Genomic DNA, 16,681 nt, shown 5'->3' with positions numbered 1-16,681 from the left:
TATCGATATTTTACTTATCGATCGCGGAGACGCAAGGATGCGCAATGTCCACGGGCGAAGGCCGAGAGGTGATCAATGCGCATCCACCATATCAACACCGGGACGATGTGCCCGCGCGGAGGCCGGCTGGTGAGCGGAACGGGCCGCCTGTTCGCGCGCGCCCGCCTGGTCTGCCATTGCCTGCTGATCGAAAGCGACGACGGGCTGGTCCTGGTCGATACCGGCCTCGGCACGACGGATGTCGCGGAGCCCGCGCGACTGGGCGCGCGCTGGGTGAGGCAAGCCGCGCCGCGGCTGGACGCGTCCGAAACGGCGTTGCAGCAGGTGAAGGCGCTGGGCTTCGCTGCCGCGGACGTCAGGCACATTCTGCTGACTCATCTCGATCGCGACCACGCCGGCGGCATCGGCGACTTTCCGAATGCCAAGGTGCACGTTCATCGCAACGAGCATGCGATGGCTGTCGAGGGATCTCCAATGCCGCCACGCGGCCGCTACGTGGCCGGGCAGTGGCGTCATCGCCCCGACTGGCAGTTCTACGGCGACGACGGCGAGGACTGGTTCGGCTTTCGCGGCGTGCGCGCGCCCGTTGCTCGCAACGGCGACATCCTGATCATCCCGCTGCCGGGCCACACGCCCGGGCATTGCGGCGTGGCGGTGCGTCGTGGCGACCATTGGCTGCTGCACGCCGGCGATGCCTATTTTTTCCACGGTCAACTCGAGGCGCGGCCGCGCATGCCGCTGCTGCTCGGCCTTTTCCAGCGCAAGGGAGATCTTGACCGCGCGACACGCATCGCTAACCAGGAGCGGTTGCGACGGCTGAAATGCGATCACGGCGATCAGGTCACCATCGTGAACAGCCACGATCCGGTCGACTATGAGACGTGCCGTTGTGGGCAGCAGACCGCGCGCTTCAGTCCGGCCTGAGCAGGCGGAACGCTTCCTCGAGCAGATGCGGCGTGTGCTTGCCGGTCGAATCGCGGCAGGCGCGTTCGAAATAGTCCGACAATGCCGGGCGGAATTTCGGGTGTGCCGTCGTTTCGATGATGATGCGCGCGCGCTGCTTCGGTGACAGGCCGCGCAGGTCGGCGAGCCCATGCTCGGTAACCAGGATCTGCACGTCGTGCTCGGTGTGGTCGACATGCGTGACCATCGGCACGATGCAGGAGATGGTGCCGCCCTTCGCGGTCGACGGCGTCATGAAGATCGACAGATAGGCGTTACGAGCGAAGTCGCCGGAGCCGCCGATGCCGTTCATGATGCTGCTGCCGCGGACATGGGTCGAATTGACGTTGCCGTAGATGTCGGCCTCGATCAGGCCATTCATCGCGATGACGCCGAGCCTGCGGATCACCTCGGGATGGTTGGAGATCTCCTGCGGCCGCAGCACGATGCGGTCGCGCAGGAACTCGATCTCGCGGTTGAACTCAATGGCAGCGTCCGAGCTCAGCGACAGCGCCGTCGCTGAGGCGAGTTCCATCCGTCCGGAGCGGATCAGGTTCAGCATGCCGTCCTGCAGCACCTCGGTATAGGCGGTCAGATGCGGGAAGGGGCCTTCGTCGAGCCCGGCCATCACGGCGTTGGCGACGTTGCCGACGCCGGACTGCAGCGGCAGCAGGTTGCGCGGCAGCCGGCCCTGCTTCACCTCGTGTTCGAAGAATTCGAGAATATGTCCCGCGATTGCGCCGGAGATCGCGTCCGGCGCGGCAAAGGTTGTGTTGCGGTCCGGCGCATAGGTCTCGACCACGGCGATGACCTTCTCGGGGTCACAGCGATAGGTCGTCTCGCCGATACGGTCGCCGGGGGCAATGATGGGAATCGGCTTGCGATGCGGCGGCAGCCGGGTGCCGTAGTAGACGTCGTGCATGCCGAGCAGCGCCGGGTTCATCCACGAATTGACCTCGATGATGACGCGGTCGGCCTGATCGAGCCAGGTCTTGTTGTTGCCGATCGAGGTCGACGGGATCAGCCGCCCGTCCGGCATGATGCCGGCGCATTCGATCACGGCGACGTCGAGATGGCCGAGAAAGCCGAACCAGACGAACTGCGCGACATGGCTGAGATGCAAATCGATGTATTCGATGCTGCCGGCATTGATGCGCTGGCGCGTCGTCGGATCGGACTGATAGGGCAGGCGGAGGTCGATGCCGTTCGCCCTGGCGAGAGCGCCGTCGAGCTCGGGCGCTGTCGAGGCGCCGGTCCACACGCCGATGCGAAACGGCTCGCCGCGCGCATGCGCAGCCTCGATGCGGCGGGCGAGGGCGAGCGGCACTGCCTTGGGATAGCCCGAGCCGGTGAAGCCGCTCATGCCGACATGGCTGCCCGGCTTGACCAGCGCGGCGGCCTCGTCCGCCGACATAATCTTGGCGCGTAGCGCCTGCGACATCACCTGCGATGAACTCATTCTGGCAAACTCCGTGTGCAGGCCATTCAGGCCTGCCAAAGTCCGCGCTGTTTAAGATCGGCTTCGCGGGGGCGGTTTGACACCGGTCAATCGGGTGATACGCGCATCACAGCCCTGCAAGACGCGCGCGGCGCAGCTCGCGAACCGTTGCCGCGCGCAAGCGCTCGGTCAGCATGTTGGCCTTGCTGTAGCGCGGATCGCCGGTGACCTCGTCGCCGACCCAATCGGGCGGCGTCACGACGGTCGTTTCGCTCGGCAGCTCGATCTCGGCGATGACGATGCCGTCGAGCGCCCCATGATAGACGTCGATCTCCCAGACGCCGCTTTCGCCGGGAACGTAGTGACGCGTCTTCTCGATGATGCGGCCCGCGCAGTGCGCGAAGATCGCCTCGGCGTGATCGCGCGGAATGTCGTATTCGAACTCCTCGCGCGACAGGCCGCGCCGGCCGCTCTTCACGCACAATGTCGTCCGGCTGCCGTAGCAGCGGACGCGAACCTTGAGTCCGTCCTGACGTGCCACGAGGCCATCGCGAAGGCGCTCGGCATGCGTCGCGTGATCCCGCCAAGCATCGGTCTTGACGAGAAACTTCCGTTCGATTTCGAGAGGCATTGACCTGTTGGTGAGCGAGGCGCTGCAGAGCTGCAGCAACATATCAGCCGATCGCTTCAGCCTCTATGCCACGAAGGGTGAAGACAGGGTTGCGCTGCCGGCTGCGATAGCGAAGCTTACCGCTTTCCGCGCGGCTTTTCCGCCTTGGCCGGAGCTTCGCCCTGCACGCCGCAACTGGCCGCTGCAAGGGAGGCCTGCGCCTGCGGCATGAGACCGGGTTCGGCGGCCAGCGCCTTCAGCACAATCAGGCCCGTCGTGCTCGGCGAGTCGATGATGAGGCGATCGGCGGCCGTGATCTCCTCGTCCTCGGGCAGATCCTCGTGCTGATTCTCCGTCATGAGGTCGAGCTCGATGACGCGCTTGCCGGCGGAGCGATCGTTGATGGCGTAATAGGCGATCTCGTTGCGGGTGTAGAACGACACCGACGTATAGGCCTGGCTCACCGGCACGGTCAGCTTCAGCGGCCCGTCGGACAGATCGTAGCGGCAGATCGCCATGGCAAACGCCGGGTCCATGAACGGCATCGGCGAATTGCCGGGATCGGCGAGCGGCAGCGGCGTAACGGCGTTGAGCTTGGTCATCGGCGTCAGTCGCGAATAGGCGTCCTGGGTCGAGATGCGCGGCAGCGCCAGCACGCTGACGAGATGGACCACGCCGCCGAGCAGCACACCGACGACGACCGTGAACAGCAACCGGATCATGACGGGCAGCCCACCGTGGTGATCGACGGCATCGGCGCGTCACGCTGCGTGCGGGTCGCGACCCCGACCGGCGTGTCGTAGAGCCGCAGCATCAGCGCATAGCGCTCGATGCCGCCGGTCGGCAGCCAGTTGCCGGAGCGCGAACGTGCGGCGACGCGGATCTCGAACGAGCCGTCGGCGCCGCGCACCAGCTCCTGGCTGGTGAAGCCGTAGCGCTGCAGCGTGTTGGCGACGAGGTGGCCCTTGCGATCGTAGAGCGTCAGTGTCCAGAACCGCGCCGGTGGCGTCACGCCGCTGACGACGATGTCGCAGCGGCCGTCGAGCGGCTTCTTGGTGTCGTCGGCAATCGCGGTGAAGGCGACGCCGTCGCCGGTGCCGATCGGCAGCTCGCCGTTGCGGGTGATGGTGGCGCGCGCATAGGGATCGACATCGGCGGTGCCGGTCTTCGGGCGCGCGGTCCAGGCGCCGATCGTCAGGGTGCCGAATTCGGTGCCGCGCGTCGTGGTCATCCAGGTCGCACCGATGCCGACGCCGGTGGCGATCAGGAGCGTGACCAATGTAATAAAGAGCAGCCGCACGGGAAAATCGCTGTCGTCAGTTCTTGCGCAGGGCAGGGGTCGCAGCGCCATCGGCTGTCGCCGCGGCGTAGTTCTCGGGGAAGGCCAGCGCGCTCGATGACACTGGCTTGCCCGGCTTCTTCGGATCGGCGGGCGCCGTCTTTTCGGCGACGCGCGCGGCATCGTCGAGCATCTTCTCGACCTGCACCAGAACATCGGCGCCGCGACGGGTCAGCACCGGCGGCGGGCCAGGCTTGATCTCGAGCGTTTTCGGCTGGCCGGCCTGCGCCATCGCCGCAGACGCCGGCTGCGGCAGCTTCTCACCCATGCCGACGCCCGGCAGTTCCTTCACCTCGACGCCCTGATGCGCAGCGAGCATGATGTCATGCCAGGTCTGTGCCGGCAGCGAGCCGCCGGTCATGCGGTTGGTCGGCGAATAGTCGTCATTGCCGTACCAGACGGCGCAGGTGAAGTTGCCGGTGTAACCGACGAACCAGGCGTCACGATACGCATTGGTGGTGCCGGTCTTGCCGGCGGTCGGGATGCCGTCGAGCGCGGCGCGGCGCGCGGTGCCTTCGCTGACGACGTGGCTCATCATGCCGGCCATGTCGGCGGCCACCGAGGCCGGGATCGCCTGGCGCGGCTTCGGCCCGTCGCGGTCCCAGCGCCAGACCGGATCGCCGGCGCCGGTGCGCACCTCCAGCACGGAATGCGGCGTCACCGCCTTGCCCTTGTTGGGGAAAGTCGCATAGGCGACCGCATGCTCCAGCACGGTCACCTCGTCGGAGCCGATCGGCATCGACGGCGTATCGGGCAGCGGCGCCTTGATGCCGAAGCGGCGGGCGACCTCGACGATCTTGGCGCGGCCGGCCTTCGGACCCTCTTTGCCGCCGAGCATGATCGACAGCTTCACCGGGACGACGTTGATCGATCGGGTGATCGCCTGGGTCAGGGTCACCGTGCCGGAATAGGAATGACCGTAGTTTTGCGGGCACCAATTGCCGATGCAGACCGGGCCGTCGACGATGGTCGAGGTCGGCTTCAATCCGTTCAGCAGCGCGGTCGTATAGACATAAGGCTTGAACGACGAGCCGGGCTGCCGGTAGGCATCGGTGGCGCGGTTGAACTGGCTGGAGCCATAGTCGCGGCCGCCGACCATGGCGCGGATGCCGCCATCAAGATCGGAGACCACGGTCGCCGCCTGGGTCGCGTGGTAGTCGCGGCCGAACTGGCGCAGCTGGTTCTCGATCGCCTCGTCGGCGGCATGCTGCACGTTCATGTCGATCGAGGTCCGCACCACGAACACGCGCTCGGTGTAGGACTTCGGGAACGTGTCGACCAGCTTGCGCATCTCGTCGAAGGCATAGTCGAGGAAGTAGTTCGGCGAACTCTCGTCGCGGCGGTCGACCGCGAAGGCTGGATTCCGGCGGGCGCCGAACACCTGGCCCTCGGTCATGAAACCGGCGTCGACCAGATTGTCGAGCACGACGTTGGCGCGGGCGCGCGCCGCGGGCAGGTTGATGTGGGGCGCGAACTTGGTCGGCGCCTTGAACAGGCCGGCCAGCATCGCCGCTTCCGACAGGTTGATGTCGCGCACCGACTTGTTGAAATAGAAATGCGCGGCGCCGTCGACGCCGAACGTGCCGCCGCCCATGTAGGCGCGGTCGAGATAGAGCTTGAGGATCTCATTCTTGGTCAGGCGGGTCTCAAGCCAGATCGCCAGGAACGCCTCGTTGACCTTGCGCTCGATGGTGCGCTCGTTGGACAGGAACAGGTTCTTGGCGAGCTGCTGGCTGATCGAGGAGCCGCCCTGGCGGACGCCGCCGGCCTGGGCGTTGGTCACCAGCGCGCGGGCGAGGCCGGGGAAGTCGATGCCGAAATGGTCGTAGAAGCGGCGGTCCTCGGTGGCCAGGGTCGCCTTGATCAGATTGTCTGGGAAGTCTTCCAGCGGGATCGAGTCGTTGTGCTTGATGCCGCGGCTGCCGATCGGGGTGCCGTAGCGGTCGAGGAAGGTCACGGCGAGGTCCGACTTCTTCAGCCAGTCCTCGTCGGCGGTTTCCCGGAACGCCGGGATGGCGAGCGCCAGCATCAGCACCAGCCCGCCGAGGCCGATCGTGGCGGCTTCCGAGAACGGCTCGACGAACACCCAGCGCTTCCAGCCGCCGACATAAAAGCGGTCCATGAATGCCGAATAGCGCTCGTACAGTTCGCGGGTCCCGCGCAGCGAGGAGAACAGCGCCGAATCGAACCGCGCGTCGAGATCCAGGCGGAAATTGTTGATCCGCTTCTTCCAATGGTCTGGAATGATCTGCCGCACGGGGACCCTGGTCGTTTCGAAAGCGTGTCAGCGGGCTTCGAAAGCACTCAGCACGCGGGCTGGGAGCCATCGGAGGGTCTTGCGCGATTGTTGCGGCAAACCCAAGGCACTGGACCGGTGGCGCTGGGCGCCGCCGTCGCAGTGACTCAAGCTCATAATCTAGCCGAGCGGGGGTCACAAACCAATGGTTCCCCTCACAATTTGATGCACAAAGCTAACGTCCCGCTTGAACCGCAGAGGTGCCCCTTGCGCCGCGCGGGGCAGGGCACCTAGATGGCGGCCACGCCGCGCCCCGCCTGGATTCGCCCGATGACCGCACCGCTCAAACGTCCCTCGGGCCAGGAGGGAATGTTCTGGAAGACCAAGACCTTGGAGCAGATGTCCGAGGCGGAATGGGAAAGCCTGTGCGACGGCTGCGGGCGCTGCTGCCTGGAAAAGCTCGAGGACGAGGATACCGGCGACATCTACTTCACCCACATTTCCTGCAAGCTTCTGGATGCCGGCCTATGTGCCTGCAAGGATTACCCGAACCGCTCCGACCAAGTCTCGGATTGCGTTCGCCTGACGCCCGAGAACGTCCGCACCATCACCTGGCTGCCGCCGAGCTGCGGTTACCGCCTGGTCGCGGAAGGACGTGATCTCTATTGGTGGCATCCGCTGATCTCCGGCGATCCTCAGACCGTCCATGAAGCCGGTGTGTCCGTGCGCGGCCGGGTCGAGGGCACCGAGGACGACGTCCCTGACGACGAACTCGAAGACCACATCGTGCAATGGCCCGTGCTTCTACCGAAGCGCGCCAAGCTGAAGCACCGGCCGAAATAGGCCCGATCACTTCGCACTCGCAGCAAGTCACGATGATGCGACCGGTCCCGTGCTGCCGGGAGGCACCCATGCGCGCGACCCGCTGCCGCAAGGGAAAATTATGCCTTAAGTAGTTCGCTATCTAAGCGAATCCGCGCGGCGTTCGTCGCGCCTGGCACAGCATTCATCTCATGAACAAGTTCGAACGGCAGAGCCAATATCCTGCCGCGTCCCAATCCTTGTCCGAAGAGCTCGCCGCCGAGCTGCCGGCGATTCCGCCGCAGGTCCAGGCGATCGAGGATGCGCCCCCGCTCGCTGCCCCCGTGCCGCTGACCCCGGCCGAGGTGCGCACCATCCTGATGAGCCTGCTGCTGACGATGTTCCTGGCGGCGCTCGACCAGACCATCGTCGCAACCGCGCTGCCGACCATCGGCCGCGAGTTCCAGGACGTCACCAATCTGTCCTGGGTGATCACCGCCTATCTACTGGCCTCCACGGCGGTGGCGCCGGTGTTCGGTACCCTCTGCGATATTTACGGCCGGCGCTCGATGATCATCACCGCGCTCAGCCTGTTCGTGGTCGGGTCCGTGGTCTGCGCGCTGGCGCCGAACATGCCGGTGCTGATCCTCGCCCGCGGCCTGCAGGGGCTCGGCGGCGGCGGCATCATGCCTGTCGTGCAGACCGTCATCTCCGACGTGGTCAGCCCGCGCGAGCGCGGCCAGTACCAGGCCTGGTTCAGCGGCGTCTGGCTGCTCGCGGGACTGCTCGGGCCTGTCATCGGCGGCTTCTTCGCCGATCATCTGCACTGGTCGATGATCTTCTGGATCAACGTACCCCTCGCAATTGCGGCGCTGGCGCTGCTGCTGCCCAAGATGGGCCGGCTGCCGGTCTATCATCGGCTCCGCAAGGTCGACTGGGCCGGTGGCCTGCTGCTGATGGCCTCGGCGGTCGTGTTCATGCTGGTGCTGACCTGGGGCGGCCACAAGCTGGCCTGGCTGTCGCCGACCATCCTGGCGATGATCGGCAGCGCCGTCGCGCTGGGGCTCGCTTTCGTCTGGCACGCCAAGCGCGCGGACGAGCCGTTCCTGCCGCTGTCGCTGATGGGCGGCACGGTCGTGCCTTATGGCCTGCTGGCGAGCGGCTGTGCGCTCGGCGCCCTGATCGGGCTCACGGTGCATCTGCCGCTGTATTACGAGCTGGTCTACCACCTGACGCCGAGCGAGGCCGGCCTCGGCCTGATTCCGATCGCGGCGATCTCGACGTTCGGCGCGGGGATCGCCGGCCGCACCATGGCCCGTGTGAAGCACTACAAGCGTGTCGCGATCATCGGCACGCTGATCGGGACGATCGCCGCCGCGGTCATGACCGTGACGACGCCGTCGCTGTGGGTGCTGATGGTGCTGCTGTCGATCTTCGGCATCGGGCTCGGCACGGCGTTCCCGATCTCGGTGGTGTCGCTGCAGAACGCCGTGGACCGATCGCAGATCGGCACCATCACCGGCGCGATGAACTTCTTCCGCTCGATGATGTCCTCGTTCACCGTCGCAGCCTTCAGCGCCATCCTGCTGATGGTGCTCGGCGCCGACATCTCGCTCGCCGAGGGCGCCCATGGCGCGGTCAGCGGCATCGCCGAAGCCGACATGATCCACGCCTTCCGCTTCGTCTACGCCGCCGCCACCGCGATGCTGGCCTGCGCCTGCGTCTGCATGATCCTGATGGAGGAGCGCCCGCTGGCCGGCCCGTCGCGCAGCGAGCCGGTGGAGATGGCGGAGTAGAACCGTAGGGTGGGCAAAGGCGCGAGGCACGACCGTCATTTCAGGCAGGCTGTCGCGCGCCGTGCCCACCATCTCACAGCATGGCCCGTGGCAAGACAGTGGGCACGGCGCCGCCGTGATTGCGGGTGTGGAGAGCGCGCGTCAGCGCCTTTGCCCACCCTACGAACCGTTTGCTTGACAACTACTCGCGCGGTGGGGCGACCTCGATGTTGTCCTGGCCGCGCGAGCCGTCGTCGAGCGAGGATTTGACGAGACCCGCTTCGGCGCGACGGGAGAACTCGGTGGTGCCGCCGCTCGCCAGCTCCTTCGCCTGGCTGATCCATTGCTCGCGCTCGATGCGGCCGGCGAAGGCGAGATAGGACCCGACCCATTTGGCATGTTCGGCGGTCCACGCCGCGATCTGCGCGAAGTGCCAGATGCCGAGGCCATGCAGCCGCGCCTCGTTCTGCTTGCCGATGCCCTTGATCAGCTTGAGATCGTCGGCCTCGCCGCCGTGCGGCGCCGCCAGACCGAGCGGCCGTGCACCGCCGTGGGCCTCCTCGTTCTCGACCTTCGGCATCAGGGCGGGCAGGTGGGCGAGGAGATAGCTGGCCTCGTCCTCGCTCAGCGGCGCGTCGGCCTGATCGTCGATCGTGAGCGCACCCGATTTCACCGCGGTCGAATGCGCCGTGTCGAGGCCGGCCGCGAGCAGCTTGGCCTGGGGGATCCAGTGCTCGCGCTCGATGCGGCCGGGGAAGGCCATGTGGTGGCCGACCCAGTCGGCATGGGCCGGCGACCATTCCGCGATCTGGCTGAAATGATGCACGCCGATGTCGTTGAGGATGGCCTCGTTCTTCGGCCCGATGCCCTTGATGAGCTTGAGATCGTCGGCGCTGCCATCGGGCGCAGGCAGGGCGGGCGGCCGTCCGTCATCGCTGCTGCCCTCAGCCGGCTCGTCAGCCGACGCCGCGACCTCGGCGGCGAGGCGATCGGCCTCGGCATTCGCTGCCGCCTCCGCAGCCGCGCGATCCGCTTCGACCTTTGCGGCGGCCTCAGCCGCCAGACGTTCGGCCTCGGCTTTGGCCGTCGCCTCCGCGGCAACGCGCTGGGCTTCCGCCTCTGCATGTGCGACGGCTTCCGCAGCCAGACGTTCGGCCTCCGCCTTGGCTGCAGCTTCGGCCGCGAGACGTTCGGCCTCCGCCTTGGCTGCAGCCTCAGCGGCGAGACGGTCGGCCTCGGCCTTTGCCGTAGCTTCGGCAGCAAGACGGTCGGCCTCAGCCTTTGCCGCAGCTTCAGCGGCGAGACGATCGGCCTCAGCCTTTGCCGCAGCTTCAGCGGCGAGACGGTCGGCCTCGGCCTTCGCGGCGGCTTTAGCGGCGAGACGGTCAGCCTCGGCCTTTGCCGCAGCCTCAGCAGCGAGACGGTCAGCCTCGGCCTTGGCCGCGGCTTCGGCAGCAAGACGATCAGCCTCGGCTTTTGCGGCAGCCTCAGCAGCAAGACGATCCGCTTCGGCCTTCGTCGCAGTTTCAGCGGCAAGACGATCAGCCTCGATGCTGGCCGCAGCCTGCGCGGCCGGCGACGGGCTGTCGGCCCAGGGCGGACGGACTGTCGCGGTGAGCGCCGCGACTCCGCCCGGCCCGCCGGGGGCCATCGCGCTGCCGTCGCCAAGTCCGACATATTCCTTCAGCTGTCCGCCGACCAGACAACCGACCACATAGGCGCCGACCATCAGCAGCGCGACCTCGAGCCACAGCCCGGCGCGGCCTGGCAGCACGCTCAGCATCGCCATCAGCGAGCCGATGACGAAGGCGAGGATGACGGGCAGCAGCCAGCTCCGCATCCAGTCGGGCTGCTTCGCATCCGACCAGGTGTGCCAGCCGACGAAGCCGCCGATGATGACGCAGAGGATGATCCAGAACAGAAACGTCGCAAGGTCGTACATCATGATGTCAGCGCCTCACTTCACGACGAATTCGATGCGGCGATTCTGCGCGCGGCCTTCCGCGCTGTCGTTGGAGGCGACCGGCTTGGTCTGGCCGTAGCCTTCCGAGCTCATGCGCGCGGTGTCGATGCCGGCCTCGCCGATATAGCCGACCACCGCCGCCGCCCGCCGCTTCGAGAGGTCCATGTTGCTGTCCTCGTCGCCGACATTGTCGGTGTGGCCTTCGATCGTGATCTCGGCCTCCTTGCAGCGCTGCGCCACGTCAACGATGTGGTCGAGCAGCGCCAGCGACTCGCGGCTCAGCTCGGCGCTGCCGGTGCCGAAGCGGATGCGGCCCTTGGCGAGCAGGCCTTCGAACGCCGGTTGGCATTCGGCCACGGCAAGGGGCGGGCTCGCCGGCTTGACCCCGATCTTGACGTCGGCGAGCTTGATGTCGCCTGCGGCGGCATCGGCAAGTTCCTTGCGCACCTGCTCGGCTGACTTGTCGTAGATCGCGAGCGCGTCGACCGAGAGGGTCGCATCCTTCGCGGTCAGCGCGCCCGACCACAGCCGCGCCAGCGCCGGGAATGTCGCCTTGAGCGATGTGACGAAATCCTTCGGGGCGCCGTCGCCGAGCTTCAGGGCATCCTCGACCGTCTCGGTGACGAAGGCCTGCGTCGCAGCGTCGACGAGATCGCGCCGTGCTGCGTCGCTGGGCACGTAGCCGCTCAGCCTGACGCGGCCATCCTGCTTCTGCAGTTGGAACGAATAGGGCGACACCGGACCGTCGCGGACATCGACCGCGGCGATCGTGAACGGCGCGGGCAGGGCGCCCGCCAGCTCCTCGCGCACGGCGGCGCCGGTGACGTTGGCAAGGCCGGCGCCATTGAGCGAGACCTTGGTCTCGTTGATCTCGGCGCGGCCCTGCGCCAGCCTGGCGAGCTGCTTCAGCAGACTGGCGCTCGCCTTGGCAAGGTCGCCATCGGGCGCACCGCGAGCGATGCCGATCTCGCTCCTGATCGGCTTGCCGTCGAACTGTCCGCTGGCGGAGCCCAGCATCGCCTCGCGCACGGCGGTCGCGGGGGCGAGGCCGGCGAGGCTCAGCGCGGTGCCGTTGAAGTCCGCCGACCAGCGATATGGCTTGATCTCCGGCGGCAGGATGTCGGCCTTGGCCAGGGTCAGCCCGCGGGGCAGCTTGCCAACGCCGGCCATCGCCTCGTCGTAGGCCGCGCTGGAAGGCGCCTCGCCGGTGATCGTGTAGCTCGCATCGGAGATGACGACGCGTCCTGTGCTCAACCGGCCGAGCTCGGCCAGCGCATAGGTCGTATAGGCGTTGAAATCGCCCGACGGCGCACCGCGCGCGATCTGCATCTGATGCATCACGGATGATCCGGGCCACGCCTTGACCGCCGCAGCCTCCAACGCGCGCCTGATCTCGTCGTTCGGAACGACACCGGACATCACGACCGACTTGGCGTCGCGCACCGCGCTCCAGATGAACGGTTTGGCCTCGGGCGGCAGGATGGCGGCATTGGCGAGCACGGCACCACCCGGCAGCTGCCGCGTCGCGGCGATCGCCGCCTCATAGATGTCGGACGAGGTCGCGGCACCGGCGATCGAATAGGCCTTGTCGGCGAGCGAGAAGGTGCCGCCATTGAGTTTCGTCGCCTGGACCGCGCCGTGACCGGCGATGGCGGCAAAGTTCGCCGGGGCGCCCAGGGCGTAGCCGAGCCGATCGACGACCTCGCCGCCGGTGGTCGCAGAACGGGCGGCATTGACGACGGCGACGCGGACGGCGGGCGTCGGCACGCCGCCCTCGAGCACGAGCTGGCTGCCGTTGCGTGCGGCGCGGAATGCATAGGGTTTGGGGGTCGGCAGCTTGTCGTAGCTGTCGTCGACGAGGCGGACGCCGTTGACTGTCGCCGCATCGCTCAACCGCGCGGACTGGTCGGCGCTGAACTCCGGACCCTGGATGAAAACGTCGCGGCCTCTGACCGAGACCTTCAGTGCCGCGGCGGTATCGGGTGCGGCCGCTGCGACGGCGGCTTGCGCTCGCGGCGCAATATCGTCTTCCACGCCCGCCGTCTTGAAACTGATCGCCGCGAGCCAGAGCACGCTGACCACGATCAGTCCCGTCCACCATTTCGATGGTTGGTGCATGTGAGAGCCCCCCGTTTCCCCACCTGCGCTTGGTTCACTCGGATCGTCCCGTCGTCGTGAACCACGCGTCGAGCGTATCAGAATCACCCTCGGAGACCAGCCGTCTGCGCGTTGTGTAGCACACTATGCACAAGCGGAGATGGCGTTCGTGTTCGCAGCCGCACTTCCCCGGGACGGCCGCTGCGCGATGATCTCCCAGCCGATCGAGGTTGCGATCAAACTGTGACCGTTCGACGACGAGATCGTTCCGGCCACGGGGCCGTCACCCCTCCAGCGCCCGCCTGAGGCGGCGGATGATGACGCCGCGGGCGCGGTCGTCGGCGGCCTGCTCGATGCGCTCATGGATGTCGAGCAGCAGGCCCGACATGTCGTTGTGCCAGTCGAGCCGGGTCACCGCTTCCGGCGCCAGGCGCCGGCGCCGCGCCGCTTCGAGCGGGGTCGGCACGCTGCTCGTCAGCTCGTAGATGTCGTCGAGCAGGGGCGAGAACACCTTGGCGGACGGCACGATGCGCTCCGCGACGCGCCCGGCCAGCGCCGCGATCGCGGCCTCCTCGCCATGCGACAGGAACAGCCCGCGCGCGATCGGACGGCGGGCCGCGATCCAGCGGGCGATCTCGGCGCCGTCGGCGTGGCCGGAGTAGTCGTCGATCATGCGGATGCGCGCCGCGACCTTGATCTCGTCGCCCTGGATGCGCACCGCCTTGACGCCATCCTGCAGGAAGCGTCCCAGCGTTCCGTTGGCCTGGTAGCCGACCAGCAGGACGGTGGCGCGGTTGTTCCACAGCCAGCGTTTCAGATGATGGCGGATGCGTCCCGCATCGCACATGCCGCTAGCGGCGATGACGATGTGGAAGCCCGTCAGCTTGGCGATCGCCTTGCTCTCGTCGACCGTCTCGGTGAAGCGCAGATGCGGCGAGGACAGCAGCCGGCCGACATCGCTGCCGCCGTCGAGGCTCGCGGCGTGCGCCCGAAACACCTCGGTGGCGTGGATGGCGAGCGGGGAGTCCAGGAAGATCGGCGCGACCGGGATCTCGCCTTGCTCCATCAGGCCGACGAGATCGACGATCAGCTCCTGTGTCCGTTCGACCGCGAAGGCCGGGATGAGCAGAGCACCCTTCGCGTCTGCGGCGTCGCGCACCTCGCCGGCCAGACGCGCGCGGCGCTGCTCGGGCGTGGTCGGCTCGCGCATGCGGTCGCCGTAGGTGGCTTCCGAGATCACGTAGTCGAAGCCTTCGGGCGCTTTGGGATCGGGCTGCAGCAGCTTGGCGTCCGGTCCGACATCGCCCGACGCGAGCAGCCGCAGCGGCGCGCCGTCGCGGCCTTGTCCCGCGAATTCGATCTCGATCGAGGCCGAGCCCAACAGATGCCCGGCATTCCAGTAGCGGGCGCGGATGCCGGGGATGATGTCGGTCCAGCTCTCGTAGGCGACGGGTTGAAAATATTGCAGTGAGGCGATCGCATCAGCCTGGGTGTAGATCGGGCTGACCTCCGCGCGTCCGCGCGCGATGTTGCGCCGGTTCAACGCCAGCACCTCCTGCTCCTGGATGTTGCCGGCATCGGGCAGCATCCACGAACAGAGATCGATGGTGCCGCGCGTCGCGAAGATCTTGCCGTCGAACCCCAAGCGCACCAGCTTCGGCAGCAGGCCGCTGTGATCGATATGGGCATGTGTCAGCAGCACGGCGTCGATCTCTTCCGGGCGAAACGGAAAGTCGCCGTAGTTGAGCTCCTTCAGCGTCTTCTGGCCCTGGAATAGGCCGCAATCGATCAGGATCCGACCTTGGTCGGTGCGGACCAGGTAACAGGACCCGGTAACCGTATGCGCGGCGCCGCAGAAGCCAAGGGTCACACTCATGCGGCGGTCTCCTGCAAGGAATGGAGGAAGTTTCGACCTCGGCTCATCACCGGTGGCCGTCCGGCGTCTCTGCGAAGGCATAACCGTTGTCGATGCCGGCTGCGGCAGCGGCGAGATCATGTTCCGAGGGATCGCAGGTGAACACGCGGTAGAGTGGCTCACCCCGCTCGACGCGGTCGCCGATCTTCTTGAACAGGCTGATGCCCGCGCCCTTGTTGACCGGCGCACCGGCCGTGCGGGCCAGACGGTTCAGCCGCAGGCAGTCGATCGCCGAGACGACGCCGTCGCTGCCGGCCTTGACGTCGAAGGCGAGATCGCCGAGCTCGCTGCCGCACTCCGGCGGTCCCTGGGCATCGATGATCTTCAGCATCTGCTTCAGCGCCGCGCCGCTGTCGAGCAGCTCGCGTGCCCGCGCATATCCGGCGCCGCCGCGCAGCTTCGGATCATATTCGAGCAGATGCGCTGATAGCCGCAGCGACTTCTCGCGCAGGTCCGCGGGCGCCGACGGCTCGTTGCCGAGCACGGCCATGACGTCCCGCGCTTCGAGCACCGGACCGATGCCGTTGCCGATCGGCTGGCGGCCATCGGTCGTGATCACCTCGACCTTGAGGCCAAAGCGGTCGCCGACGAATTCGAACAGCTTGCGCAGCCGCATCGCATCAGCGCCGCTGGTGAGCTTGGCGGTCGGGCCGACCGGCAGGTCGAGCAGGAGATGGGTCGAGCCGGCGGCGATCTTCTTCGACAGGATCGAGGCGACCATCTGCTCGCGGGTATCCAGGCTGAGCGGGCGCTCCACCGAGATCAGGATGTCGTCGGCCGGCGACAGATTGACGTGGCCGCCCCAGATCACGCAGCCATTGCACGCCGCCACGATCGATTTCATTTCCTCGGCGCCGACATTGACCCGCGCCAGCACCTCCATCGTGTCGGCGGTGCCGGCCGGCGAGGTGATCGCGCGCGACGAGGTCTTGGGAATGGTCAGGCCGTGCGCGGCAACGATGGGCACCACCACCATGGACGTTCGGTTGCCGGGGATGCCGCCGATGCAGTGCTTGTCGACGACTACGGGCTCCGGCCATGTCAGTTGCGTCCCCGCATTGGCCATGGCGCGGGTCAGCGCCAACAGCTCGCCCGAGCTCATGAAGCTGGCCGAGCCGATCAGGAACGCCGCGATCTCCATGTCGGAGTAGCGATAATGTGCGAGATCATCGATGACGGCTGCGATGGCCTCGTCGCTCAAGGTCTCGCCGCGGATCTTGGCGCGGACGGATTCGAGGCTGTCGGGCGGAGTCGCGGGCGACACCGTCGCGAGCGTGCCGGCCGGCTCGGCGAAGCGCCGCAGCGCCGGCTCGGACAGACCGATCTCGTCCGGTCCGACCAGCGCATCATCGTCGGTGATCAGCAGCGTTGCCAGCAGCGTTCGCGAATTGCAGCGCAGCTCGACCCGAGAGAAGCCGCGGAAGACCTCGGGCCGCAACGCCTTGGAGCGGCGCGAGATCACGACGACGTTTTCCCGCCCGGTGTCGAGCGCGACACTGCGGAGCTTGAGTTGGGGGCGGGTGGAATCTGCTGGTGTCATGGTAGTTAGTATAGACCTTAGCGTC

General features: G+C 67.1%; 12 protein-coding genes. 3 read left to right on the top strand and 9 right to left on the bottom strand.

Annotated elements, in window-relative coordinates; translation table 11 throughout:
* Positions 1–75: 75 nt before the first annotated feature.
* Positions 76–924, top strand: a complete 849-nt coding sequence (locus ACQR07_RS12295) for an MBL fold metallo-hydrolase (RefSeq protein WP_434902544.1) — start codon at positions 76–78, stop codon at positions 922–924.
* Here the strand turns inward: ACQR07_RS12295 and ACQR07_RS12290 are convergent.
* The 5 genes from ACQR07_RS12290 to ACQR07_RS12270 all read right to left on the bottom strand — a co-directional run bounded on the left by ACQR07_RS12290 (position 911) and on the right by ACQR07_RS12270 (position 6,586).
* Positions 911–2,401, bottom strand: a complete 1,491-nt coding sequence (locus ACQR07_RS12290) for an acetyl-CoA hydrolase/transferase family protein (protein ID WP_434902543.1) — start codon at positions 2,399–2,401, stop codon at positions 911–913. The two genes, ACQR07_RS12295 and ACQR07_RS12290, sit on opposite strands and share 14 nt — an antisense overlap.
* Before the next feature lie 106 nt (positions 2,402–2,507).
* A complete protein-coding gene (locus tag ACQR07_RS12285; protein ID WP_434902542.1) occupies positions 2,508–3,011 on the bottom strand; it encodes a CYTH domain-containing protein in 504 nt (167 codons plus the stop codon).
* Between the two features lie 116 nt (positions 3,012–3,127).
* Positions 3,128–3,712 carry a DUF1254 domain-containing protein gene (locus ACQR07_RS12280; protein WP_434902541.1) on the bottom strand — a complete coding sequence of 195 codons (585 nt, stop codon included), beginning with the start codon at positions 3,710–3,712 and terminating at the stop codon, positions 3,128–3,130.
* Positions 3,709–4,290, bottom strand: a complete 582-nt coding sequence (locus tag ACQR07_RS12275) for a DUF1214 domain-containing protein (protein ID WP_434868400.1) — start codon at positions 4,288–4,290, stop codon at positions 3,709–3,711. Before ACQR07_RS12275 ends, ACQR07_RS12280 begins: the two co-directional genes overlap by 4 nt.
* A 16-nt stretch (positions 4,291–4,306) precedes the next feature.
* Positions 4,307–6,586, bottom strand: a complete 2,280-nt coding sequence (locus tag ACQR07_RS12270) for a transglycosylase domain-containing protein (RefSeq protein ID WP_434868401.1) — start codon at positions 6,584–6,586, stop codon at positions 4,307–4,309.
* Positions 6,587–6,895: 309 nt separating this feature from the next.
* Between ACQR07_RS12270 and ACQR07_RS12265 the strand changes: the two genes are divergently transcribed.
* Entirely contained in the window at positions 6,896–7,408 is a 513-nt protein-coding gene (locus tag ACQR07_RS12265) for a YcgN family cysteine cluster protein (RefSeq protein WP_434902540.1), read from the top strand.
* 170 nt (positions 7,409–7,578) lie between these two features.
* The gene (locus ACQR07_RS12260) at positions 7,579–9,162 is read left to right on the top strand and encodes an MDR family MFS transporter (RefSeq protein WP_434902539.1); all 1,584 of its coding nucleotides are present in this window, start codon (positions 7,579–7,581) and stop codon (positions 9,160–9,162) included.
* Between the two features lie 181 nt (positions 9,163–9,343).
* On the opposite strand, the gene ACQR07_RS12255 is transcribed toward ACQR07_RS12260, so the two are convergent.
* The 4 genes from ACQR07_RS12255 to ACQR07_RS12240 all read right to left on the bottom strand — a co-directional run bounded on the left by ACQR07_RS12255 (position 9,344) and on the right by ACQR07_RS12240 (position 16,656).
* Positions 9,344–11,086 carry a cell envelope biogenesis protein TolA gene (locus ACQR07_RS12255; protein WP_434902538.1) on the bottom strand — a complete coding sequence of 581 codons (1,743 nt, stop codon included), beginning with the start codon at positions 11,084–11,086 and terminating at the stop codon, positions 9,344–9,346.
* 12 nt (positions 11,087–11,098) lie between these two features.
* Positions 11,099–13,222 carry an OmpA family protein gene (locus ACQR07_RS12250; RefSeq protein WP_434902537.1) on the bottom strand — a complete coding sequence of 708 codons (2,124 nt, stop codon included), beginning with the start codon at positions 13,220–13,222 and terminating at the stop codon, positions 11,099–11,101.
* Between the two features lie 262 nt (positions 13,223–13,484).
* Positions 13,485–15,077: an MBL fold metallo-hydrolase gene (locus tag ACQR07_RS12245; RefSeq protein WP_434902536.1), complete on the bottom strand. Its 1,593-nt coding sequence runs from the start codon at positions 15,075–15,077 to the stop codon at positions 13,485–13,487.
* Between the two features lie 46 nt (positions 15,078–15,123).
* Positions 15,124–16,656 (bottom strand): thymidine phosphorylase family protein, encoded by a 1,533-nt coding sequence (locus tag ACQR07_RS12240; RefSeq protein ID WP_434902535.1) that lies wholly within the window; start codon positions 16,654–16,656, stop codon positions 15,124–15,126.
* Positions 16,657–16,681 lie beyond the last annotated feature (25 nt).

Origin of the sequence: Bradyrhizobium sp. HKCCYLS20291 (genome assembly GCF_051167715.1) — a bacterium.
In the GTDB taxonomy this organism is placed as follows: Bacteria; Pseudomonadota; Alphaproteobacteria; order Rhizobiales; family Xanthobacteraceae; genus Bradyrhizobium.
Note: the sequence above shows the minus strand (reverse complement) of the source record. Positions and strands in the feature narration are given on the sequence as shown.